Raw genomic sequence first — 25,414 nt, forward strand, 5'->3', positions numbered from 1 at the left:
TCCGGCCATGGCTCAGTTTTTCATCGACCGGCCCATCTTCGCGTGGGTGCTTTCCATCGTCGTCATGCTCGCGGGCCTGATGGCCATCCGCACGCTGCCGCTGGAGCAGTACCCCGACATCGCGCCGCCGCGCGTGTCCATCAACGCCACCTACACCGGCGCCTCGGCCAAGACGGTCGAGGACTCGGTCACGCAAGTCATCGAGCAGCAGATGAAGGGCCTGGACAACCTGCTCTACATGCAGGCGACCAGCAACTCGTCGGGCGTGGCGCGGCTGTCGCTCACCTTCGACGCCGGCACCAACATCGACGTGGCCCAGATGCAGGTGCAGAACAAGCTGCAGCAGGCCATGTCGCGCCTGCCGCAGCAGGTGCAGAGCCGCGGCGTCACCGTCACCAAGGGCGGCAACGACTTCCTGATGATCGTGTCGATGTACTCCGGCGACGGCAGCGCCTCGGCGGTGGACGTGGGCGACTACATCTCCAGCAACCTGGTGGACGTGATCAGCCGCATCGACGGCGTGGGCGAGGTGCAGACGCTGGGCACCGGCTACGCCATGCGCCTGTGGCTCGACCCCGACAAGCTGCGCAAATATGCGCTCATTCCCTCCGACGTGAGCGCCGCCATCACCGCGCAGAACGCGCAGGTCTCGGCCGGCCAGCTGGGCGCGCTGCCCGCGGCCGCCGGGCAGCAGCTCAACGCCACCATCACCGCGCGCAGCAAGCTGCAGACAGCCGAGCAGTTCGAGAACGTGGTGCTGCGCTCCACGCCCGACGGCGCCGTGGTCCGCCTGAAAGACGTGGCGCGCGTGGAACTGGGCGCGGAGAACCTCACCGTGCGCTCGCAGCTCGGCGGGCGCCCCGGCGCGGGCCTGGGCGTGGTGCTGGCCGACGGCGCCAACGCGGTGCAGGTGGCCGAGGCGGTGAAGGCCAGGATCGAGGAGCTCAAGCCGCTCTTCCCCAACCAGCTGCAGACCTTCGTGAGCTACGACACCACGCCCTTCGTGAGCGCCTCCATCGACGAGGTGGTCAAGGCGCTGCTGGAGGCCATGCTGCTGGTGGTGCTGGTGATGTACGTGTTCCTGCAGAACCTGCGCGCCACGCTCATTCCGGCCATTGCGGTGCCGGTGGTGCTGCTGGGCACCTTCGGCGTGCTGTCGCTGGCGGGCTATTCGATCAACACGCTTACCATGTTCGGCATGGTGCTGGCCATCGGCCTGCTGGTGGACGACGCCATCGTGGTGGTGGAGAACGTCGAGCGCGTGATGCACGAGGAAGGGCTCTCGCCCAAGGAGGCCACGCGCAAGTCGATGGCCGAGATCACGCCCGCGCTGGTGGGCATTGCGCTGGTGCTGTCGGCGGTGTTCATTCCGATGGCTTTCTTCGGCGGCTCAACCGGGGTCATCTACCGGCAGTTCTCGATCACCATCGTCTCGGCGATGGCGCTGTCGGTGTTCGTGGCGCTCACGCTCACGCCGGCGCTGTGCGCCACCCTGCTCAAGCCGGTGCACAAGGGCGAACATGCGGTGCCGCGCCGCGGGCTGCTGGGGCGGCTTGACCGCTTCTTCGCGGCCTTCAACCGCGGCTTCGACAGGAGCGCGGACCGCTACGAAGGCATCGTCGGCGGCATCGTGCGGCGCGGCAAGCGCAGCCTGGTGGTGTACCTGCTGATCGCGGGCGTGATGGCGCTGCTGTTCATACGCCTGCCCACCTCGTTCCTGCCCGACGAAGACCAGGCCTTCCTGCAGGTGCAGGTGACCCTGCCGCCGGGCGCCTCGAATGCGCGGCTGCAGCCGGTGGTCGAGCAGGTGCAGCAGTACTTCGGCAAGCAGGCCGAGGTGCTGAGCGTGAACGTCATCACGGGGCAGAACGGCGACCAGAGCTCGGCGCGCGCCTTCGTCAAGCTCAAGGACTGGTCCGAGCGCACCGGCGCGGGCCAGTCGGCGGCCGAGCTGGCGCGGCGCGCCAACAAGGACCTGTCGACGGTGCGCGATGCGCGCGTCTTCGTGCTGCTGCCGCCGGCGGTGCGCGGGCTGGGCGCCAACGCGGGCTTCAACTTCCACCTGAAGGACATCAACGGCCTGGGCCACGAGGCGCTGGTGAAGGCGCGCGACCAGGCCATCGAGCTGCTGGGCCAGCGGCCCGAAGTCGCCAACGTGCGCAGCAACAACCTGGACGACACGCCCGAGTTCGCGGTGGACATCGACGACGCGCGCGCCGGCGCGCTGAGCCTGGCCACGTCGGACATCGACAGCACGCTGTCGAGCGCCATGGGCGGCACCTACATCAACGACTTCCTCGACAAGGGCCGCGTCAAGCGCGTGTACATGCAGGGCGACACCGACTTCCGCATGCTGCCCGCCGACATCGACCGCTGGAGCGTGCGCAACAGCCTGGGCCAGATGGTGCCGTTCCCGTCGTTCTCCAGCTCGCGCTGGAGCTACGGCTCGCCGCAGCTGCAGCGCTACAACGGCAGCCCGAGCTACGAGTTCGTGGGCGACGCGGCGCCGGGCGTGAGCTCGGGCGACGCCATGGCCGCGGTGGACGCGGTGATGAAGCAGATGCCGCCCGGCATCGGCTACGAGTGGACCGGCGCGTCGCTGCAGGAGCGGCTTTCGGGCGCGCAGGCGCCGCTGCTCTACGCCATCTCGATCCTGTTCGTGTTCCTGTGCCTGGCCGCGCTGTACGAAAGCTGGTCGGTGCCGTTCTCGGTGATCCTGGTGGTGCCGCTGGGCATCGTGGGGGCGCTGCTGTTCACCAGCCTGCGCGGGCTGAGCAACGACGTGTACTTCCAGGTCGGCCTGCTGACCACGGTGGGGCTGTCGTCGAAGAACGCGATCCTGATCGTGGAGTTCGCCAAGCAGCTGCAGGAGCAGGGCAAGGGCGTGGTCGAGGCCACGCTGCAGGCGGTGCGCCTGCGGCTGCGGCCCATCCTCATGACCTCGCTGGCCTTCGGCTTCGGCGTGCTGCCGCTGGCCATCGGCACCGGCGCGGGCGCGGGTGGCCGCCAGTCGATCGGCACCGCGGTGCTGGGCGGCATGGTGGTGGGCACCGCGCTGGGCATCTTCTTCGTGCCGCTGTTCTTCGCGCTGATCCGCGGCTGGCTGGAGGGCCGGCGCAAGGCCAGGCCCGCGCAGGAAACCGTTGCCGGTACCACGGCTGAACAGGGAGGCCACTGATGACGAAGCGCGCATTCCCCCTGCGCTCGCTGGCCCTCTCGGCCATGGCCTCGGCCGTGCTCGCGGGCTGCGTCAACCTCGCGCCCGAATACACCGCGCCCGCATCGCCGGTGCCGCAGGCACTGCCCTCTTCCGGTGTCGAGGCGCCGACGCCGATCGACGTGGGCTGGCGCAGCTTCTTCGTCGAGCCCCGGCTGCGCGGCACCATCGAGCTTGCGCTCGCCAACAACCGAGACCTGCGCGTGGCGGCGCTCAACATCGAGCGCGCGCGGGCGCAGTACGGCATTGCGCGCGCCGGCCTGTTCCCCACCGTGGAAGCCGGCGCCAGCGGCAGCCGCTCGCGCACGCCGGGCAGCCTGTCGACCAGCGGCGAGGCGCGCATCGGCTCGCAGTACAGCGCCGACCTCGGCCTCACCAGCTACGAGATCGATTTGTTCGGCCGCGTGCGCAACCTCGGCGAATCGGCGCTGCAGAGCTACTTCCAGACCGAGGAGACACGGCGCAGCACGCAGATCAGCCTGGTCGCATCGGTCGCGACCGCATGGCTGCAACTGGCGGCCGACGAGCAGCGCCTGCTGCTCGCGCGCAACACGCTGGAGAGCCAGCGCAAGTCTTTCGACCTGGTGGAGCGCAGCCACCAACTGGGCGCGCAATCGGGCCTGGCGCTGGCGCAGGCGCGCAGCACGGTGGACGCCGCGCGCGCCGACGCGGCGGCGTTCGACAGCCAGGTCGAGCAGGACCGCAACGCGCTCGCGCTGCTGGTCGGCGCGATGCCGCCGGCCGACCTGCTGCCTGCGGCGCCCGCTTCGGACACCGCGGCACCGGCCACCGCCGCACAGCTGCTGGTGCCGCCGCCGGGCCTGCCCTCAAGCGTGCTGCAGCGGCGCCCGGATGTACGCGCCGCCGAGCACGCCCTGCGCGCGAGCAATGCCGACATCGGCGCCGCGCGTGCGGCGTTCTTCCCGCGCATCGCGCTCACCGCGTCGGCGGGCACGGCGAGCAGCACGCTGTCGGGCCTGTTCGCGGGCGGCAGCAAGGCCTGGAGCTTCGCGCCCTCGATCAGCGTGCCGATCTTCGACGGCGGCGCCAACCGCGCCAACCTTCGGGTGGCCGAGGCGCAGCAGAAGATCCAGATCGCCACCTACGAGAAGACGGTGCAGACCGCCTTCCGCGAAGTGGCCGACGCATTGGCCGAACGCCGCACGCTGGCCGAGCGGCTCGACGCGCAGCGTTCGCTGCTGGACGCCACCTCGCGCAGCTTCGAGCTGTCGCAGTCGCTGTTCAGGAGCGGCGCCAGCAGCTACCTCGACGTGCTCGACGCGCAGCGTGCCTTCTACGCCGCGCAGCAGACGCTGATCGGCCTGCAGCTCACGGAGCAGACCAACCGGCTGACGATCTACAAGACGCTGGGCGGCGGCTGGGAAGAGAGTTGACGGGAGGCCTGAGCGGCCGCCTTCACCACAGGTCGGCGCGGGTCTGCGCGAGCGTGCTGACGCACTGGTCGACGGCCTTGGCGCGCTCTTCGCGAAGGCGCTGCCAGTTGTCGGCCTTCCATGCGGTCCAGGCCACCGGTTCGGACTGATAGAAGCAGTTGGCCGGCATGGGCGGAAGTCCGAAGCGCGGGCTCGCCAGTGCCAGCCCCGCGCGGAATTGCAGGCGGTACAGCTCGTCGGTACCCGACAGGTTCTCGTAGATCAGGCGCCAAGGGCCGGGGTTGACCGGCGCGTCGGCCACGGCCGGCAGCCTGGCCGCGGACTCCATGTCCTCGCGCGTCCATCCGGTTTCACTGCGGCCGCGCTGCAGCTCTTTCCACGCCCGGGCGGCATAGACACGGGTGGCGATATCGCCGAGCGCCTCCGGCAATTCCTTCATGCCGGGGTTGCCGGCCCATGCCTGCCCCGCCAGTTCCGAGACCGGGTCGCCCGACAGGTCGTCCTTGGAGAAGCCCTGCGCTCCGACGACGGTGCCTCCTGCCACGGCCGATGCCAGCACGCTGATTGCAACCTGCGCCGCCACCGCGCCGCCCGTATGGTCGCGGCGCACCACCCGAAGCTGGTCGAAGCCCTCGGGGTACGACTTGCCGCGCAGGCGCACTTGCGTCTTGCCCACGGGCACGAAGCCGTCGGCTGCCGCATAGCTGCCGAGCGCTGGCGCCGCAACGGCCGCTTCCTGCGGCAGCTTCGCGGCCAGCGGCGGCTGGGTGGTCACGCAGGCGCTGAGCAACAACGCGGCGCCCAGTGCCACGGGTCGCATCGCCGCGGCGCGCGCGGACGTCTTTTCTTCTTTCCTTCTCATTGGTCCTCTCTGGTTTTTCTCTCTTATTGCGCGGCCGGCGTGGGCCGCAGCAGCCAGCGCACTTCCTGCGTCTGCTCGCTGTTCGGGTAGCGCGCCTCCATCGTCGTGAGGATGGGCTGCGCCATGTCGGCGCGGCCCAGCCCCTGCACCAGCGCGCGGACCGCCAGTTCATACGCCTGCGGAATCGCCTCGTGGCCGCGGAAGCGCTTGTCGAAGCCCGACAGCAGCGCCAGCGTGGCGTGCGCGTCGCCGTTGCGCCATTCGGCGCGCGCCATCGCGATCACCATGGCGGGGTCGTCGAGCGAAAAGGTCTTCTCGCGCTCGCGGCAAACCTTGAAGACCTTGAGCGCCTCGGAAGCCATGTCGCGACGCATCAGCAGCGGAATGAAGCGCCGCGCCTGGTCGAGCATGGTGTCCTTCTTCTCCGGCATCATGGCCAGCACGCGGTGGTAGCGGCGCTGCGCGGCAAGGTCGTCCGACGCTGCCGTGCGCTGCGCTTCGTAGGCGGTGCCCAGCGCGGTGGCCAGGTCGCCCTCGGTGATCAGCTGCGCCACCTCGGCGTCGGTGCGCTGCGCGGCGACCTGCTCCGGCGTGCGGCGGTCGGCCGGGGCGCCGCCGTCCAGCTCGCTGCCCGGCGCGGCATCGAAGCCGAAGGCGTCGTGGTGCTGGAACATCACGTAGCCCAGCAGGCTCGCCATGACCCAGCCGAAATAGATGAATGCGAAGTTGGCGATCGGCAGCACGATGCGCCCGTCGAACATCGGCAGCACCAGCGCCAGCGCCACCTGCGCGCCCGAACTCAGCAGGAAAAGGAAGAAGCACAGCAGCGCATACGGCCAGCCGATGATGCGCATCGTGTCCATCACGTGGCCGGGGTTCATGGCCTGGAAGAAGCTGCCCGACTGCACCAGCACGATCACCGCCGCCGGAAAGGTGAAGGACATGACGAACAGCCCCGCCGTGCCGAGGATGGGCGAGTACCAGCCGAGCCAGCCGATCAGGAAGGCCTGCACCATCGTGATGGCGAAGAGCTTCCACGGCAGGTAGGTCCACTCGTCGCTCGACTCGCGCCCGAAGTCGGCCGAATCGCGGATGCCGCGCGCACCCAGCGCGATGATCTTGAAGCTGTAGCGGCTGGCCGCCAGCATGATGCCGATCTCGATGATGACCAGCGCCAGCGCGTCGGGCAGGAAGAACACGCCCTCGAACAGCAGGCTGCAGAAAGACAGCAGCAGGCCGTAGGCCAGCGGGCGCAGCTGGAACGGAAAGGCGAAGAAACTGTTGAGCCGGTGCCAGAACGGCGGCGGCGGCGGCAACACATCTCGGATGATCATGGCTGTGCCTATTTGAAGAAGTCGCTCTGCGTCATGGTGCCGGCGCCGCCCATCCGCATCACGGTGGCCTCTTCGGCATGCACGAGGCGCATCTGGCCCATCTCGCGCTCCAGTCGCTGGGTGAAGCTGCTCCTGTACTGCAGCACCGTTTCACCCATCTTCAGCACGCTGGTGCCCTTGACGACGGCGCTCCTGCGGTCGGAGGCCACCTGGATGTCGCCGAGGTCGTAGTCGTACTCGATGGTGAGGATGCCGCCCATCTTTTCGCCGGCCAGCCTGAAGGTCTCGAAAGCCTCGCGGGTCGCCTTGCAGGCCTCGTCGCGGTCATGGGAGCGCTCGACCGTGTGGCCCATCACCGTGGTCCTGCTTTCGATCCGCGCCTTGCGGCTGAGCTGCTTGCACAGCAGGTCTGCGTCGCGCGAGTAGATGGCATGGGCTTCCTTGCGGTAGTAGTCGTGCACCATCGACTCGTCGAGCTTGCGGCCGCCGACGAAGAAGTACCACGCGCCCACGCAGAGCGCCGCGACGATCGCGATTTGCTTCATTTCTCTTCCCCGACCGTGTGCGGTCCCTCGATTTTTCGGGGGCAGTATACGGTCACACAAGCACACAAAAGTTTCGAACGCTTGCGTTCAGACGGCCGACAGGCCAGCGGCCTTCCGTCTGAATCCGACCCGGGGAACCGCCCGTATATCAGGCATGCGCCCCCATGCCCGACAATCGTTGGATGACAGTACCCAGCCCCGACGCCGAACTGATGGCGCTGATCGACCGGATCGGCCATCGCGACGAAGCCGCCCTGCGCCTGCTCTACGACCGCACCTCGCCCAAGCTCATGGGCCTGGCGATGCGCGTCGTGCGGCAACGCGAGTGGGCCGAGGACGTTCTCCAGGAAGCCTTTCTGACTGTCTGGCGAGTCGCGGGCGACTATCGCTCCTCGCTCAGCCCGCCGCTGGCATGGCTGGGCCTGATCGTTCGCAGCCGGGCGCTCGACCTGTTGCGCCGGCGCACCACCGACCGCGCCCAGCTCACCCAGGAATTCGACGAGCTGATGGCCGACACACTCGAATCGGACGCGCCCAACCCGGCGGATACCGCCGATGCCAGCGAACAGGCATGGGCGCTGCACCAGTGCCTCAGCCAGCTCGAGGGCCGGCAGCGCGAGGTGGTCAGCCTGGCCTACCTGCGCGAAATGAGCCACGGCGAACTGGCCGAGCAGCTCAAGCTGCCGCTGGGCACGGTCAAGACATGGATCCGGCGCGGGCTGGAGAAACTGCGCGTCTGCATGGGACGCTTTGCATGAACGCGATGACGACGACGAAGGCGGTCCTCCCATGAATCTCATCGCACATCCCGAATTGCTCGAGCTGCTGGCCGCGAGCCATGCCCTCGGCACCCTGCGCGGAGGCGCCCGCCGCCGCTTCGAGGCCCTGGCCCGCGAGCAGGCGCCGGTGCGCGCTGCGGCGCTGGTCTGGCAAGGCCGGCTCGCCAGCATGACCGAGCTGCAGCCCTCCGTCGTGCCCGACCCCGCGGTGTGGACCCGCATCCGCAACATGATCGACGCCGAGCAGGCCAAGATCGCCATCGAACGCCAGCGCGACGCCGCCAATGCGCGCGACGACGACAGGTCCCGGCAGCCGCGACAGGGCGGCTGGCTGCGCAGCCTCGCGCTCTGGCGCGGCGCCACGGCGGCCGGCGCGCTGGCCACGGTGCTGGCCGTGACGGTCGGCCTCAACCTGCGCGACCAGCTGCACAACGCCCCCGCGGTGCAGTACGTGGCCGTGCTGAACGACGACAAGGACGCGGCCTCGATGCTCGTGACCTTCGACCCCAAGAAGAAGCAGCTGGTGCTGCAGCGCGTGGGCGGTTTCAAGGAGAGCGACGACAAGTCGCTGCAGCTCTGGGCCCTGCCGCCTGGCGGCGCGCCGCGCTCGCTGGGCGTGCTCGACAACGCGCCGGGCCTGCGCCTTGCCGCGTCGGAGTCCGACGTGCATGCCGTGCCCACGCTGGCCGTCACGCTCGAAGCCAAGGGCGGCGTGCCGCCGGGCAGCGGGCCGAAGGGACCGGTCGTGTTCAAGGGCGCGCTGATCGAGAAAACCATCTAGGCCGGGCGGCTTGCCTGTCAACGGCCGCGGGCCCTGGGGCGTCGTGGTAGAAAACCCCGCCCGCCCTTCGTACTTCTTCCCGTCCTTCCGATGCCTTCGATGAAAACCGCGCTCGCCGCGGTCGCCCTGCTGACGGCGGCACTCGCCGCCCAAGCCCAGCCCGCATTCTTTCCCCAGGAATCCGAGACGGCCGCAGCCGAGGCCGCCTCCGCGCGCGACTACCTGGCCGCCAAGGAGCGCTGGCACAACGAGCTCGCGGCATTCGCACGGGCCGACCAGGAGCGCTTTCCCGCCCCCGGCGGCGTGGTGTTCGTCGGCAGCTCCACGGTGCGCATGTGGACCCGCCTCTCGCAAGATTTCGCCCGCGTGCCCGGCGGTGTCGTGAACCGCGGCTTCGGCGGCTCCACGCTGAACGACTGCAGCCTGTTCGCGCGCGACCTCGTGGTGCGCTACAAGCCGCGCCAGGTGGTGGTCTACGCCGGCGACAACGACCTGGCCGAGGGCCGCACGCCGCTGCAGGTGCTCGACAGCTTCGCGCGCTTTGCCAACGCGGTGCGCGCCGAACTGCCCGACACGCGCATCAGCTTCGTCTCGGTCAAGCCCAGCCCCTCGCGCGAACATCTGCTGCCGCAGATCCGCGAGACCAATCACGTGATCTCGGCCTACCTCAACCTGCTGCCCAACAGCGAATACATCGACATCTACACGCCCATGCTCGGCGCCGACGGCCGCCCGCGCATGGAGCTGTTCCGCAGCGACAAGCTGCACATGACGGACGAGGGCTACCGGCTATGGCATTCGGTGATCGCGCCGCATTTGCCGAATCCTTGACTCGCCCCCAGGTCAGAGGCCTCAGGCCCGTGCCGGCTCCGTCGGCACGTCGTCCGCCGGCGGCGGCACGTCGGCCCCGCGCGTGAAGCGCGCCACGCAGTACATCCCCGAGAACACCGCCAGCAGCAGCAGGCCGTCGCCCCACCAGGGCCGCGCGGTCTGGCTGTCGCCGTAGAAGGCCAGCACCAGCAGCACCGCCACGAGGTGCGCGCAGAACACCGGCAGCGACGCCGAGCCCATCGCTTCCAGCCAGTGCAGCCGCGGGATGCGGCGCATGAGCCACGGCCCGAAGCGCACCGCCAGGATGCCCAGCGCCACCAGGTTCACCAGCCGCAGCGGGCCGAGCTGCCACTTGTCGAACAGCAGGTTCAGCTCCACGTCGCCACCGAACGGCGCCTGCCCGTTGATGCCGTGGTGGCGCCAGTACAGGCCGTAGAGCGCTATGCCGGCCGCCAGCAGCAGCACCCACACCGGAAAGTTCAAAGGCTTCGCGCCCGGCCCGTTGCGGGTGGCGCCGATGCACAGGCCGGCGAACCACAGGAACTGCCACGCGTAGGTGTTGAACGCGCCCATCTCGTGGAACGGCACCGGCACGCCGAGGTAGTGCACGGCCAGCCCGTAGACCCATTCGCTCAGGCCGAACTGCGCCGCGGCCCACACGGTCGCGCTCACCGCCATCACCCACGACCAGCCGTGGCGCATGGCAAAGGCCAGCACCCACGGGCTCATGAGCATGAAAAAGATGTACATCGGCAGGATGTCGAGCAGCGCCGGCTCATAGATCAGCAGCAGGCCGTAGATGAAGCCCTCGCGCGGCTCCGCGAGGTAGTAGGACACCAGGTTCTTCACCGCCGGCTGGTCGATGTGCAGCCCAAGCGCCGCGATCACGGTGAACAGAAACAGCAGGATCGCCGCCTGGCACAGGTAGACCTTGAGCACGCGGCGCCAGAAGGCCTGGCGCATCGAGTCCACGCCGCGCGCATAGCCGATGCGGCTGTACACCAGCCCGGCCACGAAAGCCGACAGCAGCACGAAGCCCTCGGCGGCTGAAACGAAGCCGAAAGGCTGACCCAGCGGGTCGGTCAGTCGCGTGGGCAGGTGGGTGACGGTCATCAGCACGAGCATCAGCCCGCGCAAGGCGTCTATTTCCCAGTAGCGTTTCATCGGTCGGCGGCGAGGTCTTGGTGGCGGTCCGCGCGGCACACGCACGAGGGCCTCGATTGTAAGAAGACTGGCGTACCCGCGCCGTGGACACGAAGGACATATGACCCATGGCACTGTCGAATCGTCGTCCAAATCGGCTACGCTGCGCGCTGCCTCTAGGTGGAGATACTAAAAAGTGACCCGTTTCCTTCCAACATTGCTCCTGGCCGGCGGCGCGCTCCTGTCCGGCCCGGGCCATGCCCTGCAGATCACCAGCCTCACGCCCCAGGGCGAAGTGGCGCGCGTGCGCCAGATCGTCGCCAAGTTCGACCAGCCCGCCGTCAATTTCGGCGACCCCAAGGCCCCCGCGCCGCTGTCGGTGAGCTGCACCGACGCGCAGGCCGGCAAGGGAACCGGCCGCTGGACCGACGCCAAGGCCTGGGTCTACGACTTCGAGAACGACCTGCCTCCCGGCGTGCGCTGCACCGTCACGCGCATTCCCACTTTCAAGCCCGCCAGCGGCGAGCTGACCGGCCCGGAGCGCTACCAGTTCAACAGCGGCGGCCCGTTCGTGCGCAGCTACATGCCGGGCAGCTACAGCCGCATCGACGAGCAGCAGATGTTCGTGCTCGAACTCAACGGCGCGGCCACGCTCGACAGCGTGCGCCAGAACGTGTGGTGCTCGGCCGACGGCGTGGGCGAGCGCATCCCGGTCAAGCTGCTCGACGGCGACCAGCGCGCCGGCCTGCTCAAGGCCTTCGGCCGCGACAAGGCGGCCGAGAAGGAACCGCTGCGCTTCGTCACCATGCAGTGCAACCGCACGCTGACGCCCGGCGCCAAGGTGCAGATCGTCTACGGCAAGGGCGTCGCCACGCCCTCCGGCGTGCCCAACAACGTGGAACGCCGCCTCGAGTTCCAGGTGCGCGAGCCTTTTGCCGCGTCGTTCACCTGCGAACGCGAGAACGCACAGGCCGCCTGCCTGCCGCTGCGCCCGATGCAGCTGACGTTCAATGCGCCGGTCACGCGCAAGCTGGCCTCGCAGATCCAGCTCAAGGGCGACAAGACCATCAAGGCCAAGCTCGACAACGACGGCGGCACGCAGAGCGACGACGACGTGGTCAACAGCGTGAGCTTCGAGCCCCCGCTGAGCGAGAGCACCCAGTTCACCATCGAGCTGCCCTCCAGGTTCGAGGACGCCTCGGGCCGCCCGCTGGCCTCGCCCGGCAGCTTCCCGATGAAGGTGGCCACCGGCATGATGCCGCCGCTGGCCAAGTTCGCCGCCTCGCCCTTCGGCGTGGTCGAGCGCCTCGCCGAGCCCGACACCCCGGCCATGATGCCGGTCACCGTGCGCCGCGTGGAGCCGCAGCTGATGGTGCAGGCGCTCACGCCCGGCAAGGTCAGCGACATGAACCCGAAGACCGACGCGGAAATCATCGCGTGGTTCCGCAAGGTGCGCCGCTACGACAACTTCACCATCTCGCGCGAACAGGCGCGCAAGGACGTCAAGGGCCCGCTGCCCCCGGTGATCGACAAGGACGACCGCACCACGCTGCAGACGCGCATGCTGTCGCTGCTGTCGGGCCAGGCGGGCGTGAAGACGCTGGACATGCCCAAGTCGGATGCCGGCGATCCGCGCCCCTTCGAAGTCATCGGCGTGCCGCTGACGCCGGGCTTCCACGTGCTGGAGATCGCCTCGCAGAAGCTGGGCGAGGCGCTGCTCGACGAGCGCTACAACGCCGGGCGCACGATGTACGTGCGCACCACCGCGCTGGCCACCAACCTGGCCGTGCACTTCAAGCTGGGCCGCGAGAACTCCATGGCCTGGGTGACCACGCTCGACAAGGGCAAGGTCGTGGCCGGCGCAGAAGTGCGCGTGTCCAGCTGCGACGGAAAGGCCGTGGCCAGCGGCACCACCGACGCCAACGGCATCGTCATGCTCAACGGCATCTCGCCGCAGGCACCGTCGTGCAACGGCCCTAACGAATACGACAGCGGCGCCTGGTTCGTCAGCGCCCGCGCCAAGGACGACAAGGGCGTGGAAGACCTCGCCTTCACCTGGAGCGACTGGCAGCGCGGCATCGAGCCCTGGCGCTTCAACGTGCCGACTAACCTGCAGGCCGAGCCCGACCGCATCGCCCACACCATCTTCGACCGCACGCTGCTGCGCGCCGGCGAGACGGTGTCGATGAAGAGCCTGATCCGCACGCAGACCAGCAAGGGTTTCGGCCTGCCCGAGAACCGCCCCGACACGCTGGTCATCACCCACGTGGGCAGCGGCCAGCGCTTCACCCAGCCGCTGAACTGGCGCAAGACCGCCACCGGCGGCCTGAGCGCGGAGAACAGCTTTGCCATTCCGCCCGCCGCCAAGCTCGGCGTGTACGAAGTGATGCTGCGCACCGGCGGCGGCAAGGACGGCGACAGCGAAGGCGACGGCGATGAGGGCTATGGGCGCAGCTTCGGCACCGGGATGTTCCGCGTCGAGGAATTCCGCCTGCCCGTGCTCGAAGGCCGGATCACGCCCACCGAGAAGAAACCGCTGGTGGCCGCCACCAGCGTGCCGACCGACGTTCAGATCAACTACGTGGCCGGCGGCGGCGCGGCCAACCTGCCGGTTCGCGTGTCGGCCATGGTGCGCGGCAAGAGCCTGAGCTTCCCCGACTACGACGCCTTCAGCTTCAACCCGCCGCGCGCCACCCAGGGCGACGCCAGCGATCCGGCGGCCGCGGTCTCCGCCGCTGCCGAAGCCGGCTCGGGCGAGGAAGACATCAACAGCGTGAACGACACCCGCGTGATCGCCGACAAGCTGCCGCTCACCCTCAACAAGGACGGCGCCGGCAAGGTCACCATCGACAAGGTGCCGAAGGTCAAGGCCGCGCGCGAGCTGCTGCTCGAAGCCACCTACGCCGACCCGAACGGCGAGGTGCAGACCATCCGCAGCACGCAGACGCTGTGGCCGGCTTCCGTCATCGCGGGCATCAAGACCGAGGGCTGGGTCTCCACCGCCCAGAAGCTGAAGTTCCAGGCGCTCGCGCTCGACCTCGCGGGCAAGCCGCAGGCCGGCGTGACGCTGAATGTGCGCGCCGTGGCGCGCATCACCACCACCAGCCGCAAGCGCATGGTGGGCGGCTTCTACACCTACGACAACAAGACCGAGACCAAGGACATCGGCACCGTCTGCAGCGGCAAGAGCGACGCGCGCGGCCTGCTGCTGTGCGAGTCGGAGCTGAAGGAAGCCGGCGAAGTCGAACTCATCGCCAGCGCCACCGACAGCGAAGGGCGCGACGCCAAGGCCGTCAGCTCCGTCTACGTGACGAAGCAGGGCGAACTGTGGTTCGGTGGCGAGGACAACGACCGCATCGACGTGCTGCCCGAGAAGAAGAGCTACCAGCCCGGCGAGGTCGCCAAGTTCCAGGTGCGCAGCCCGTTCCGCTTCGCGACCGCGCTGGTCGCCGTGGAACGCGAAGGCATCATCGAGACGCACGTGGTGCAGCTCGACGGCAAGGACCCGACCGTCACCCTGGAGGTCAAGCCCGAGTGGGGCCCCAACGCCTACGTGAGCGTGCTCGCCCTGCGCGGCCGCCTGCGCGAAGTGCCGTGGTACAGCTTCTTCACCTGGGGCTTCAAGTCGCCGCGCGAGTGGTGGACGGCCTTCTGGTACGAGGGCAAGGAATACGTCGCGCCCACGGCGATGGTCGACCTGAGCAAGCCCGCCTATCGCCTGGGCATGGCCGAGATCCGCGTGGGCACGCAGGCCCACCAGCTCGACGTGACCGTCACCAGCGACAAGCCCAGTTACCCGATCCGCAGCAAGGCCCAGGTGACCATCAGCGCCAAGCTGCCCGACGGCAAGCCCGCCGCCGGCGCCGAAGTGGCGCTGGCTGCGGTCGACCAGGCCCTGCTGGAGCTGATGCCCAACGACAGCTGGAACCTGCTGACCGCCATGCTGCAGCGGCGCAGCTGGGGCGTGAGCACCTCCACGGCGCAGATGGAAATCGTCGGCCGGCGCCACTACGGTCGCAAGGCCGTGCCCGCGGGCGGCGGCGGCGGCAAGGGCCAGACGCGCGAGCTGCTCGACACCCTGCTGGTGTGGAACCCGAAGGTGGTGCTCGACGCCAACGGCCAGGCCGTGGTGACGGTGCCGCTGAACGACGCGCTCACCACCTTCAAGATCGTGGCCGTGGCCGATTCCGGCGTGGGCCTGTTCGGCACCGGCCAGGCGAGCATCCAGGCCACGCAGGATCTGCAGATCATCAGCGGCCTGCCGCCGCTGGTGCGCGAGGACGACCAGTTCCGCGCCCAGATCACGCTGCGCAACACCACGCAGAAGCCGATGAAGGTCGAGGCCACGCCGCGCGCCACCCTGCTCACGCTGGAGCCGCAGACCGTGGACATCCCGGCCGGCGAAGCGCGTGAAGTCGCATGGAACGTGACCGCGCCCGCGCAGCTCGCGCAGACGCGCGCCGAAGCCATCCTTTGGGAAATCGAGGCCAAGGACACCATCGGCGGCGCGCGCGATGCCCTCAAGGTTCGCCAGCGCATCGTGCCCTCGGTGCCGCTCACGGTGCAGCAGGCCACGCTGGTGCAGCTCGACGGGCCGTTCACGCTCGACGTGGCACCGCCCGCCGACGCCCTCCCCGGCCGCGGCGGCCTGAAGCTCGCCCTGCAACCCAAGCTGGCCGAAGGCCTGCCGGGCGTGCGCGACTGGTTCGCCAACTACCCCTTCATCTGCCTCGAACAGAAGACCAGCAAGTCGGTCGGCCTGCGCGACGCGAAGATGTGGCAGGGCGTGCTGGCCCAGTTGCCCACTTACCTGGACAGCGACGGCCTGGCCAGCTACTTCCCGCCGCGCGACGGCGAGGCCAACCGCGGCAGCGACATCCTCACGTCGTACCTGCTCGCGGCCACCAACGAAGCCGCCGCGCTCGACCCCGCCTTCGCGCTTGCCGACGACGTGCGCGCGCCGATGGAGTCGGGCCTGATCGCCTTCGTCGAAGGCCGCATCACGCGCGACTTCTGGAGCCCGCGCAAGGACCTGGACGTGCGCAAGCTCGCCGCGCTCGAAGCGCTCTCGCGCTACGGCAAGGCCAAGGGGAGCATGCTCGGCAGCATCACCATCGCGCCGAACCAGTGGCCCACCAGCGCGGTGATCGACTGGCTCAACATCCTCAAGCGCGTGAACGACGTGCCGCAGCGCCAGCAGCGCCTGGAAGAAGCCAACAACGTGCTGAAGGCGCGCCTGTCCTATCAAGGCACCAAGCTGATCTTCAGCACCGAGCAGGACGACTACTGGTGGTGGCTGATGACCAACGGCGACGTCAACACCGCCCGCCTGCTGCTCAGCGTGATGGACGACCCGGGCTGGAAGGACGACATCGGCAAGCTCGCCAACGGCTTCATCGGCCGCCAGCAGAACGGCGCGTGGCACACCACCACCGCCAACCTGTGGGGCGGACTGGCGCTGGAGAAGTTCAGCAAGGTGTTCGAGAGCACGCCGGTGTCGGGCGTTACCGCCGCCACGCTGGGCGCGGTGAAGGCGCAGGTCGACTGGAGCAGGGTCGAGCGCGTGAAGGCCAGCGACCCGGCCGGCGCGCCCAACCAGACCACCTTCTTCGGCGCGCCCGCCTCGCCGGGCAACCTGAAGAACAACACGATGTTCCTGCCGTGGGCGGCATCGCCGTCGGGCGCGCCGGTGCGCGACACGCTGCTGGTGACGCAGCAGGGCACCGGCAAGCCGTGGCTCACGCTGCAGTCGATTGCCGCCGTGCAGCTGAAAGCGCCGTTCGCGGCCGGCTACGCCATCAAGAAGACCGTCACCCCGGTCGAGCAGGCCGTGGCCGGCAAGTACACGCGCGGCGACGTGCTGCGCGTGAGCATCGAAGTCAACGCCAGCGCCGACATGACCTGGGTCGTCATCAGCGACCCGATTCCGGGCGGCGCCACCATCCTGGGCAGCGGCCTGGGCCGCGACTCGCAGATCGCCACGCAGGGCGAGAAGAAGAGCGGCGCGGGCTGGCCCGCGTTCGAGGAGCGCAGCTTTGAGGCATTCCGCAGCTACTACGAGTACCTGCCCAAGGGCGTGGTGAAGATGGAATACACCGTGCGCCTGAACAACGTCGGCGACTTCGCGCTGCCGCCGAGCCGCGTCGAAGCCATGTACGCGCCGGAGATGTTCGGCGAGACGCCGAACGCACGGGTGAAGGTGGAGGCGGCGAAGTAAGCCGCTTCGCCGCCGCCGATTCGAAAGGGAGAACACAGTGGGCCTCGCAATCAGCATCGGCGTGCTCGTCGATCTGCTCGAACACGATCCCGAAGGAGCCGGATGGCTGCAGGAGGAACTGGCGGTGGTGAACAAGGTGCTGGCGGCGGCGGGCCTTCCGCCGCACGCCGAGCCGCGTGAACTGCCGCCGCTGCACTCGCGTGCGGCCATCGGCGGCTTCCCGTACTCGTTCATCCACTACCTGCGCCGGGCCTATGCGCACCGCGCGAATTCGCCCGGCTGGATGGCAACGCCGGTGGAAGACGGTGTCGACCCCTCGGAAGATCCGGTGGTGGAAGACGTGCTCTACAGCTCGGAGAGCCACCTGGTCTGCCACTCGGACGCGGAAGGTTTCTACGTGCCGGTCGATTTCGACGAGGTGCTGTATTCCGAACCGGACGACGACAAGCAATTGGCCGGCGGCATGCTCGGCTCGTCCTACCGCCTGCGCGACGAACTGGTGCTGGTGGCGCCCGCGCTCGGCATCAATCTCACCGACGGCGAGCTGTCGGACGAGGAAGTGGCGCGAATCGGCCGGCTGATCGACGCCGACGAAGGCCTCTACCGGGAATACGTTTCGTGGCTTCGGCTCTACGAAGCGGCCCGGCTGAGCATTGCGCACAAGACCGCGATTGTTTTTAACTGAGCGACCCCGGAGGCCATGAAGATGAAGAAGCCCGTCCGCATCGGCCGCGCGCCTCTTCATCCGGCTTCCACGCCGACGACGCCACAAGACGAGGCCCTGGCGTGCTCCAAGCCATGGGACACGCTCGAAGAAACGGCCTCGCCCGACGTTCGATACTGCGGCGATTGCCGGAAGAACGTGTCCTGGGTGGACACGCCGGAGCAGATGCATGCCGCGGCCATGCAAGACCTCTGCATCGCTGTCGAGCAAGGCAGCCTTCATTTCAAAGAGCGCAATGACACCATGAGCCAATCCCCCGCCGCACGCCAACTTGCCACCGTCACCCTGCTCGTGCGCGACTACGACGAAGCCATCCGCTTCTTCACCGAAGCGCTGCACTTCGAGCTGCTCGAAGACACACCGCGCGGACCCGGCAAGCGCTGGGTGGTGGTCGCACCCGCGCGCAATGCGGGTGCGGCGCTGCTGCTGGCCAAGGCAGTGACCGACGACCAGGAAGCCGGCATCGGCAAGCAGGCCGGCGGCCGCGTCTTCCTGTTCCTTCACACCTCGGACTTTGCGTCCGACCACGCCCACATGACATCGCACGGCGTCCGCTTCCTCGAGGAGCCGCGCCACGAGCCGCACGGCACCGTGGCGGTCTTCCAGGACCTCTGCGGCAACAAATGGGACCTGATCCAACCCAACGACGACGCCTAGCGACGAAATGAACAACATCCGCCTCGCGCTCGCAGGACTTCTGCTGCCCTTGTCTGCACTGGCCGCATCGGGCGATGCGCCGGTGTCCGTCGACTACCGCTACCTGACGGAGTCCTCCGCGCAATCGATCCGCCTGGAATGGCGGGTGTTTTCCGACCCGAACAGCAACTGGTCCGGTGGCTACGTCAGGTACAAGGGTTCGTCGCGCGTGATCACCATCGTCCCGGTCAAGAACGAAGTCGGCGACAAGCCCGAAGGCCGTCCGTGGGAATACATCACCACCTGGGCCGAGATCGTCGACGGCCGCATCGCCGGCCAGTACGTGGTGACGACCCAGGGCGCGAACGTCTACGGCTTCGGCTACAAGAACCTGCGCAGCGGCAAGCAGTATTCTTTCTCGCAGGACCTCGGCTCCGACGACGGCAGGAAGTGCAGCTGGTAGGCGCCTGAATCGGCCGCATCGGCCTAAACTGCCTGTCCCCTCTTCCTCAGGAGACAGGCCATGACCACGCTTGAAATCGCGAACCAGCTCGTCGCGCTATGCCGGCAGGGAAAGTTCGAAGACGCGAAATCGCTCTATGCCGATGACGCCGTGAGCGTCGAGGCCGGCGCCCCGCCCGGCCAGCAGCGCGAGGCGGTGGGCCTTGCGGCCATCGAGGCCAAGGGCAAGTGGTGGAGCGACAACCACGAGGTGCATTCGTTCAAGGTCACGGGCCCGTGGCCGCACGACGACCGCTTCATCGTCGGCTTCGAATTCGACGTGACCATGAAGGCCACCGGCCAGCGCTTCAAGATGGAAGAAGCGGGCCTGTACACGGTGCGCGACGGCGCGATCGTGCGGGAAGAGTTCTTCTACTCGATGGGCGGTTAGCCGCCTCCCGCGGCCGGCGCAGCGGTTACGCCGGTTACGGCAGTGACGACAGGCATTGCCGCCCGCGTTGTGCGGGCGCGAGGGCGGCTGGATGATTCGCGCCGTCACAACTCCGCTCTCGTGCTTTCATGCCCTCTTCCACACCCGACGAACAACGCCGCGCCATGCTGGTACGCGGCAGCGCAACCGTCGCCGCTCTCGCCACCGCGTGGCATGGCGGCCTGGCCCATGCAGCCACCGCATCCGATGCTGCCCAACAGGAACGTGCGGACCTCGCCCGCCACTTCACCGCCGCGGGCACGCCCGGCACCTTCGCGCTGTTCGACGCCGCCACGGCCAAGCTCACGCTGGTCGATGCCAGGCGCGCGGGCCAGCGCTTCGTGCCCGCGTCGACCTACAAGATTCCCAACAGCCTGATCGCGCTGGAGACCGGCGCGGTGAAAGACATCGACGAAGTGCTGCCCTACGGCGGCAAGCCGCAGCGCCGCGCGGAGTGGGCGCACGACATGAACCTGCGCGACGCGATTCGCGTGTCGAACCTGCCGGTCTACCAGGGCGTGGCCCGGCGCATCGGGCTGGCGCGCATGAAGGCGTGGATCGCGCGCCTGCACTACGGCAACGAGGCGCTGGGCGACGTGGTCGACCGCTTCTGGCTCGACGGTCCGCTGAAGATTTCCGCGATCGAGCAGGCGCGCTTTCTCGCGCGGCTCGGGCTGCGCCAGCTGCCGCTGTCGGCGCGCACGCAGGACATGGTCCACGACATCACCCTCGTCGAAAAAACGCCCACGCACGCGCTGCACGCCAAGACTGGCTGGTACTACAAGCCGCCGGAATCCCTCGGCTGGTGGGTGGGCTGGGTGACGGGCGCGGACGGCGGCGTGAAGAGCTTCGCGCTCAACATGGACATGCGCCGCGACGAGGATGCGCCGAAGCGCATCACGATCGGACGTGCGCTGCTGGCCGAGCTGGGCGTGATGCCGGACGCATCGCGCTGAGGCGGCACGACATGCGCCGCACTCACCTCATCGCATGGGCCATTGCCCAATTGGCCCCACTGTTCACCGCAGCCTGTGCGCAGGCCGAGCCGCTGAGCTTCGCCACGCCGCCGGCCGAGATCGCCGCACGCGTGATGCGCGACGCGCCCGGCAGCATCGTGGTCGGCGTATTGCGCCAGGGCGAAACACGCTTCGCGATGCAGCGCAACAGCGTCGCGCAGGCGGGCCCGGTCCGGGAGATCGCCGCCGATGGCCAGCCGATCTTCGAAGTCGGCTCGATCAGCAAGCTCTTCACGGGCGTGCTGCTGGCGCAGGCGGTCGAGCGCGGCGACCTGTCGCTCGACGACACGCTCGGCACGCTGCTGGCCGGACAGGTGACGCTGCCGCGGGAGACCGCGAGCGTCACGCTTCTCCAACTGGTCACGCACACGGGATGCCTGCCCGGCATGCTGCCGGCTCCCCCGATGGCCGAAGGCGGCAACCCGTTCGCGCACGCCGATCGCGCGCGTTTGCTTGCCGGCCTGTCGACGCTCAGGCTCGACCGCGTGCCACCCTGCAACGGCCCCTACAGCAGCCTGGGCCTCGGCCTGCTCGGGCAGGTGCTTGCGGACCGCTACGGCAAGCCCTGGGAACTGCTGGTGCAGGAGAACATCGCCGTGCCGCTGGGCATGAAGGACACGATGCAGCACCTCGGCCCCGAGACCGGCCGCCTGGCGCCCGGCTACGAGGACAGGACACCACGCGCGCCTTGGGACTTCGATGCGCTGGCGGGTGCCGGCGCGTTGCGCTCCACGGCCGCCGACCTGCTGGTGTTCGCGCGTGCGCTCATGGCCGGCCGCAAGGGTCCGCTGGGCGCCGCGGCGGAACGCGCGCTCACCCCGCTGGGCCACAGCGACATCTACGAGCTGGGCTACGCCGTGCGCATCCGCGAGAACGCCGGACGCAGGCTCTACTTCCATACGGGCCAGACCGGCGGCTATCGCGCGCTGCTGGTGTTCGCGCCGGCCACGCAGGAGGCCGCGGTGATGGTTGCCAGCAATGCGTCGGCCGGGGCGGCGCGCATGGCGGACGACATCACCCTGCCGCCGCCGGCACCCGCCAGGCGCCGATCCTCGCGCTGACCGGAACGCCCGTTCCGCCGCACGGCGCTTGCGGGTCGGCCATGAGGGCCCTGGGCGCACCGCCGCATCGAATACCGGCAAAATGCCCCGAGGTGCCCTCATGAACACAAGATTTGTCGAAGCCTTCCTCTGGGCCGCGCGGCTGGGCAGCTTCCGCGCTGCCAGCGACCGGCTCCACATCACGCAGGCGGCCGTGTCCAACCGCGTCGCCTCCCTCGAAGAAGACATCGGCGCGCGCCTGTTCGAACGCGATGCGCGCGAGCTGCGGCTCACCCCGGTCGGCGTGCGGCTCATGGACTACGGCGAACGGCTGCTCGAGCTGCGCCGCGAGATCGTCTCGCTCGGCCGCCCGCGCGAAGACCTACTCGGCCTCGTGCGCATCGGTGCCATCGAAACAGTGGTGCACACCTGGCTGCTGGGTTTTCTGACCAACCTGCGCTCCACCTATCCGGGCATCGAGGTGCAGCTGACCTCCGAGACCACGCTGGCCCTGCATCGCGGCCTGCGCGAAGGCGCGCTCGACATCGCGCTGCAGACCGACCACATCGCCGGCGCGGGCATCGTGAGCACGCCCTGCCTGCCGATGCCGATGGGCTGGGTCGGCGCGCCGGCGGCGGAGCCGGCGCAGACCGTCGACCAGCTGCTGCGCCAGCCCGTGCTGACCATGAGCCCTGGCTCGCAGCCGCACGAGGCGCTGAAGAACCTCTACCGCTCCGTCGGCATTCCGCTGGGCAAGGTGCATTGCGTGAGCTCGATCTCCGCGCTGGCGCGGCTGGTGAAGGCGGGCTTCGGCAATGCGCTGGTGCCGCTGCCGCCGGTGTACGAATACGTGGCCGCCGGCGACGTGCGAATCATCGAGTGCGACGCGCTCATCTCGCCGCAGCGGCTGGTGGTGAGCCACCTGGAAGCGGCCGATTCCGACGCCATCCGCCTGGTGGCCGAGCTGGCCTGCCGCGCGTCGGACCAGTTCACGGCCTCCGCCAACGCACCAACCTGGCGCGGAACGACAGAGGGTTAACCCTCAAAACAGCGCATTCGTGCCCCATGAGGGGGCCAGTAATTCTTGTGGCTGTCGCCCAGAAAAACTCGTTTGTGACAGCACGGCACTGCGGCGGAAGATCGCGCCTTCATTTTTCGAAGGCCCGCCCGCCCCTGTGCCGCCATGACTGCAACCGACCCCCTCCTCTCTCCTGAAAACACCACGGCGAACATCAACGGCCTGCTGTTCGTCGCCTCCGACGTCGACCCCGCCGACGACGCCGACTTCAACCGCTGGTACGACCGAGAACACGTGGAAGAGCGCGTGCGCGTCCCGGGCTTCCTGTCGGGCGCGCGCTACTTCTCGCTCGAGGGTGGACGCAAGTACCTGGGCCTGTACCGCACCGAATCGCTGGCGGTGTTCCGCTCCGCCGGCTACCGCGCCGCGTTCGAGAAGCAGACGCCGTGGTCGGTGGCCAACCTCGACCGCATGCGCCAGCCGATCCGCCGCGTGTGCGCCGTGCAGGCCGTCACCGGCTTCGGCAGCGGCAGCCATGCCGTGGTGCTGCCGCTGGCCGCGGCCGCCAACGCGCAGGCGCCGGTGGCCGGGGCGGAACGCGCCGGCCGCCAACTGGCAGCGCAGGCAGGCTTCGTGCAGTCGTACCTGCTCGTGCCCGACGCCGCGCTCAGCACGCCGCTGCCGCGCGAAGCCACCGAAGGCCGCGTGCTGCAGCCGATGCTGGTCGTCGAGACCAGCAGCGCCGAGGCCGCCCGCGCCGCGCGCGCCACGGCCGCCGCCGCGCTCGACGCCGACCCCGCCAACGGCTGGCTGCTCGCGCTCGGCTGGAAGCTGAGCGCGGCCGAGCTGCGCTGAACCGATCCGACTTTCATGTCTTCACCGAACAAAGGTATCTCCATGACCGAACATGTTCTTCCCACGCCGGCCGCCTCCGGCACCGCGCCCGATGCGCCGTCCGCCAAGATGGGCCGGCTGGCCATGGCCAGCTCCATCGGCACCACGCTGGAGTGGTACGACTTCACCGTCTACAACATCATGGCGGCGCTGGTCTTCAACGCGGTGTTCTTCCCGTCGTTCGACCCGCTGACCGGCACCATCCTGGCCTTCTCGACCTACGCGGTCGGCTACATCTCGCGCCCGCTGGGCGGCGTGGTGTTCGGCCACCTCGGCGACCGGCTGGGCCGGCGCTTCGTGCTGGTGGCCACGCTGGTCATCATGGGCGTGTCCACCGGGCTGATGGGCCTGCTGCCCACCTACGCGGCCTGGGGCATCTGGGCGCCCGTGGCGCTGGTGGCGCTGCGCTTCGTGCAGGGCGTGGCGCTCGGCGGCGAATGGGCCGGCGCGGTGCTGCTGTCGATGGAACACGGCAAGCCCGACGAGCGCGGCCGCAATGCCTCGTTCACGCAGGTCGGCCCGTCGTGCGGCACGCTGATCGGCACCGGCTTCATCGCCATCGTGTCGGCATGGCTAAGCCCTGAAGACTTCCAGAGCTGGGGCTGGCGCATTCCGTTCATCTCCAGCGTGGCGCTGGTGCTGTTCGGCCTGTGGCTGCGCCGCGGGGTCGACGAGACGCCGGTGTTCCGCGAGATGGAAGAAAAGAAGGCCACCGCCAAGACGCCCATCAAGGAAGTGCTCACGCAGCACTGGCGCCGCCTGCTGGTGGCCGGCGGCTCGCGCATCGGCTCCGACGTGCTGTATGCGCTGGTGGTGGTGTTCACACTGACCTACGTGACGACGGTGCTGCACCTGTCGCGTCCGCTGGCGCTCACCGCCACGATGATCGGCGCGGCCTGCAACGCGATCGCGGTGCCGTGGTTCGGCAGCCTATCGGACCGCATCGGCCGCCGCCCGGTCTACATTGCCGGCGCGCTGCTGGGCATGGCGTGGGCCTTCGTGTTCTTCGTGCTGATGGACAGCGCGCACCCGGTGGCCATCTGCGCGGCCGTGGTGGTGGGCCTGCTGATCCACGCGATGATGTACGGCCCGCAGGCCGCTTTCGTGACCGAGCAGTTCCCCGGCCGCGTGCGCTATGCCGGCGCCTCGCTGGCCTACACGCTGGCGGGCATCCTGGGCGGCGGCTTCGCGCCGCTGATCATCGCCAGCCTGTTCAAGTCTTGGGGCAGCACGGTGGCCGTGTCGCTTTACGTGGTGGCCGCGCTGGGCGTCACGCTGGTCGCCCTGGTGGTGGCGCGCGAGACGGCCAAGCGCCCGCTGGAAAGCTGAGGTGGGCATGAGCTTGCGTTTTGCCTGCGAAGCCGTCGAAGCCGACGGCACCCGCACCACCGCCCTGCACACCGTCGCGCCCAGCGCGCTGGTGGTGGCCGGCTGGACAGGCCGCGACGTCGCGGCCATCGAACACCACATCGAGGAACTGGCCGCGCTCGGCGTGCCGCGCCCGTCGAGCGTGCCGCTGTACTACCGCGTGGCCGCGCAGCTGCTGACGCAGTCGCCCGCCATCGAGGCGCTGGGCGACCAGAGCTCGGGCGAGGCCGAACCGGTGCTGTTCTTCTCGAACGGCGAATGGTGGCTGAGCGTGGCCTCGGACCACACCGACCGCCATGTGGAGAGCTACTCTGTCGCCGTGTCCAAGCAGATGTGCGCGAAGCCGGTGGCAGAGACCGCCTGGCGCTGGCGCGACATCGAGGCGCACCAGGACACGCTCGAGCTGCGCTCGCGCATCTTCGAGGACGGCCGCTGGGTCGACTACCAGCGCGGCACGCTGGCATCGATCCGTCCGCTGGCGGCACTGCGCGAAGGCATGGCCCATGGCGGCGCCGCGCCCGAAGGCCTGTTCATGACCTGCGGCACGCTCGGCGCGCTGCCCAACGCGAAGGGCGAAGGCATCCGCCCCGCCGCGCAGATGGAAATCGAACTGCACGACCCGCTGCTGCGCCGGCGCATCGTGCATCGCTATGCGGTCGAAGCACTGCCCGTGGTGGCCTGACG

General features: G+C 69.0%; 20 protein-coding genes. 16 read left to right on the plus strand and 4 right to left on the minus strand.

Going from position 1 to position 25,414, the window contains the following annotated elements; all coding sequences use genetic code 11:
* Positions 1-7 precede the first annotated feature (7 nt).
* Both C4F17_RS11625 and C4F17_RS11630 read left to right on the plus strand, forming a co-directional pair.
* Complete coding sequence (locus C4F17_RS11625; protein WP_106935324.1) at positions 8-3,178, plus strand: efflux RND transporter permease subunit; 3,171 nt, start codon at positions 8-10, stop codon at positions 3,176-3,178.
* Entirely contained in the window at positions 3,178-4,611 is a 1,434-nt protein-coding gene (locus tag C4F17_RS11630) for an efflux transporter outer membrane subunit (protein ID WP_106935325.1), read from the plus strand. The genes C4F17_RS11625 and C4F17_RS11630 overlap by 1 nt, the downstream gene beginning before the upstream one ends.
* 22 nt (positions 4,612-4,633) lie before the next feature.
* On the opposite strand, the gene C4F17_RS11635 is transcribed toward C4F17_RS11630, so the two are convergent.
* The 3 genes from C4F17_RS11635 to C4F17_RS11645 are packed head-to-tail and all read right to left on the minus strand — an operon-like array spanning position 4,634 to position 7,352.
* Positions 4,634-5,473: a hypothetical protein gene (locus tag C4F17_RS11635; protein ID WP_155742378.1), complete on the minus strand. Its 840-nt coding sequence runs from the start codon at positions 5,471-5,473 to the stop codon at positions 4,634-4,636.
* A 23-nt stretch (positions 5,474-5,496) separates the two neighbouring features.
* Positions 5,497-6,807 (minus strand): hypothetical protein, encoded by a 1,311-nt coding sequence (locus C4F17_RS11640; protein WP_106935326.1) that lies wholly within the window; start codon positions 6,805-6,807, stop codon positions 5,497-5,499.
* Positions 6,808-6,815: 8 nt separating this feature from the next.
* Positions 6,816-7,352 (minus strand): hypothetical protein, encoded by a 537-nt coding sequence (locus C4F17_RS11645; protein ID WP_106935327.1) that lies wholly within the window; start codon positions 7,350-7,352, stop codon positions 6,816-6,818.
* Positions 7,353-7,534: 182 nt separating this feature from the next.
* Here C4F17_RS11645 and C4F17_RS11650 point away from each other — a divergent pair, with 182 nt between their 5' ends.
* The 3 genes from C4F17_RS11650 to C4F17_RS11660 all read left to right on the plus strand — a co-directional run bounded on the left by C4F17_RS11650 (position 7,535) and on the right by C4F17_RS11660 (position 9,743).
* Complete coding sequence (locus C4F17_RS11650; protein WP_234382757.1) at positions 7,535-8,110, plus strand: RNA polymerase sigma factor; 576 nt, start codon at positions 7,535-7,537, stop codon at positions 8,108-8,110.
* A gap of 31 nt (positions 8,111-8,141) precedes the next feature.
* A complete protein-coding gene (locus C4F17_RS11655) occupies positions 8,142-8,912 on the plus strand; it encodes an anti-sigma factor (protein WP_081265832.1) in 771 nt (256 codons plus the stop codon).
* A 99-nt stretch (positions 8,913-9,011) separates the two neighbouring features.
* The gene (locus C4F17_RS11660; protein ID WP_081265864.1) at positions 9,012-9,743 is read left to right on the plus strand and encodes an SGNH/GDSL hydrolase family protein; all 732 of its coding nucleotides are present in this window, start codon (positions 9,012-9,014) and stop codon (positions 9,741-9,743) included.
* A 21-nt stretch (positions 9,744-9,764) separates the two neighbouring features.
* Here the strand turns inward: C4F17_RS11660 and opgC are convergent, their stop codons facing one another.
* On the minus strand, positions 9,765-10,907 hold the full coding sequence (opgC, locus tag C4F17_RS11665; RefSeq protein WP_106935329.1) for an OpgC domain-containing protein: 1,143 nt from the start codon (positions 10,905-10,907) through the stop codon (positions 9,765-9,767).
* A 175-nt stretch (positions 10,908-11,082) separates the two neighbouring features.
* On the opposite strand from opgC, the gene C4F17_RS11670 reads away from it, so the two are divergent.
* The 11 genes from C4F17_RS11670 to C4F17_RS11720 all read left to right on the plus strand — a co-directional run bounded on the left by C4F17_RS11670 (position 11,083) and on the right by C4F17_RS11720 (position 25,412).
* Positions 11,083-17,103, plus strand: a complete 6,021-nt coding sequence (locus C4F17_RS11670) for an alpha-2-macroglobulin family protein (RefSeq protein ID WP_106935330.1) — start codon at positions 11,083-11,085, stop codon at positions 17,101-17,103.
* A gap of 37 nt (positions 17,104-17,140) precedes the next feature.
* Positions 17,141-17,788, plus strand: a complete 648-nt coding sequence (locus tag C4F17_RS11675) for a hypothetical protein (protein WP_106935331.1) — start codon at positions 17,141-17,143, stop codon at positions 17,786-17,788.
* Between the two features lie 21 nt (positions 17,789-17,809).
* A complete protein-coding gene (locus tag C4F17_RS33385) occupies positions 17,810-18,484 on the plus strand; it encodes a VOC family protein (protein ID WP_234382759.1) in 675 nt (224 codons plus the stop codon).
* Between the two features lie 7 nt (positions 18,485-18,491).
* Positions 18,492-18,926, plus strand: coding sequence for a hypothetical protein (locus tag C4F17_RS11685; protein ID WP_106935332.1), 435 nt, complete (start codon positions 18,492-18,494; stop codon positions 18,924-18,926).
* A 60-nt stretch (positions 18,927-18,986) separates the two neighbouring features.
* Positions 18,987-19,355, plus strand: coding sequence for a nuclear transport factor 2 family protein (locus C4F17_RS11690; RefSeq protein WP_081265827.1), 369 nt, complete (start codon positions 18,987-18,989; stop codon positions 19,353-19,355).
* Positions 19,356-19,519: 164 nt separating this feature from the next.
* Positions 19,520-20,350 carry a class D beta-lactamase gene (blaOXA, locus tag C4F17_RS11695; RefSeq protein ID WP_081265826.1) on the plus strand — a complete coding sequence of 277 codons (831 nt, stop codon included), beginning with the start codon at positions 19,520-19,522 and terminating at the stop codon, positions 20,348-20,350.
* A gap of 11 nt (positions 20,351-20,361) precedes the next feature.
* Entirely contained in the window at positions 20,362-21,471 is a 1,110-nt protein-coding gene (locus C4F17_RS11700; RefSeq protein ID WP_106935333.1) for a serine hydrolase domain-containing protein, read from the plus strand.
* 100 nt (positions 21,472-21,571) lie between these two features.
* On the plus strand, positions 21,572-22,489 hold the full coding sequence (locus C4F17_RS11705; protein WP_106935334.1) for a LysR family transcriptional regulator: 918 nt from the start codon (positions 21,572-21,574) through the stop codon (positions 22,487-22,489).
* Between the two features lie 144 nt (positions 22,490-22,633).
* Complete coding sequence (locus tag C4F17_RS11710) at positions 22,634-23,323, plus strand: DUF4286 family protein (protein ID WP_106935335.1); 690 nt, start codon at positions 22,634-22,636, stop codon at positions 23,321-23,323.
* Positions 23,324-23,365: 42 nt separating this feature from the next.
* Positions 23,366-24,691, plus strand: coding sequence for an MFS transporter (locus C4F17_RS11715; protein WP_081265822.1), 1,326 nt, complete (start codon positions 23,366-23,368; stop codon positions 24,689-24,691).
* A gap of 7 nt (positions 24,692-24,698) precedes the next feature.
* On the plus strand, positions 24,699-25,412 hold the full coding sequence (locus C4F17_RS11720) for a DUF2848 domain-containing protein (RefSeq protein ID WP_106937518.1): 714 nt from the start codon (positions 24,699-24,701) through the stop codon (positions 25,410-25,412).
* Positions 25,413-25,414 lie beyond the last annotated feature (2 nt).

The organism is Variovorax sp. PMC12 (genome assembly GCF_003019815.1).
Lineage (GTDB): Bacteria > Pseudomonadota > Gammaproteobacteria > Burkholderiales > Burkholderiaceae_C > Variovorax.

Coding starts and splice junctions, on each gene's coding strand:
- C4F17_RS11625 (WP_106935324.1), top strand. CDS start 8: ATGGCTCAGTTTTTCATCGACCGGCCCATCTTCGCGTGGGTGCTTTCC.
- C4F17_RS11630 (WP_106935325.1), top strand. CDS start 3,178: ATGACGAAGCGCGCATTCCCCCTGCGCTCGCTGGCCCTCTCGGCCATG.
- C4F17_RS11635 (WP_155742378.1), bottom strand. CDS start 5,473: ATGAGAAGGAAAGAAGAAAAGACGTCCGCGCGCGCCGCGGCGATGCGA.
- C4F17_RS11640 (WP_106935326.1), bottom strand. CDS start 6,807: ATGATCATCCGAGATGTGTTGCCGCCGCCGCCGCCGTTCTGGCACCGG.
- C4F17_RS11645 (WP_106935327.1), bottom strand. CDS start 7,352: ATGAAGCAAATCGCGATCGTCGCGGCGCTCTGCGTGGGCGCGTGGTAC.
- C4F17_RS11650 (WP_234382757.1), top strand. CDS start 7,535: ATGACAGTACCCAGCCCCGACGCCGAACTGATGGCGCTGATCGACCGG.
- C4F17_RS11655 (WP_081265832.1), top strand. CDS start 8,142: ATGAATCTCATCGCACATCCCGAATTGCTCGAGCTGCTGGCCGCGAGC.
- C4F17_RS11660 (WP_081265864.1), top strand. CDS start 9,012: ATGAAAACCGCGCTCGCCGCGGTCGCCCTGCTGACGGCGGCACTCGCC.
- opgC (WP_106935329.1), bottom strand. CDS start 10,907: ATGAAACGCTACTGGGAAATAGACGCCTTGCGCGGGCTGATGCTCGTG.
- C4F17_RS33385 (WP_234382759.1), top strand. CDS start 17,810: ATGAAGAAGCCCGTCCGCATCGGCCGCGCGCCTCTTCATCCGGCTTCC.
- C4F17_RS11685 (WP_106935332.1), top strand. CDS start 18,492: ATGAACAACATCCGCCTCGCGCTCGCAGGACTTCTGCTGCCCTTGTCT.
- C4F17_RS11690 (WP_081265827.1), top strand. CDS start 18,987: ATGACCACGCTTGAAATCGCGAACCAGCTCGTCGCGCTATGCCGGCAG.
- blaOXA (WP_081265826.1), top strand. CDS start 19,520: ATGCTGGTACGCGGCAGCGCAACCGTCGCCGCTCTCGCCACCGCGTGG.
- C4F17_RS11700 (WP_106935333.1), top strand. CDS start 20,362: ATGCGCCGCACTCACCTCATCGCATGGGCCATTGCCCAATTGGCCCCA.
- C4F17_RS11705 (WP_106935334.1), top strand. CDS start 21,572: ATGAACACAAGATTTGTCGAAGCCTTCCTCTGGGCCGCGCGGCTGGGC.
- C4F17_RS11710 (WP_106935335.1), top strand. CDS start 22,634: ATGACTGCAACCGACCCCCTCCTCTCTCCTGAAAACACCACGGCGAAC.
- C4F17_RS11715 (WP_081265822.1), top strand. CDS start 23,366: ATGACCGAACATGTTCTTCCCACGCCGGCCGCCTCCGGCACCGCGCCC.
- C4F17_RS11720 (WP_106937518.1), top strand. CDS start 24,699: ATGAGCTTGCGTTTTGCCTGCGAAGCCGTCGAAGCCGACGGCACCCGC.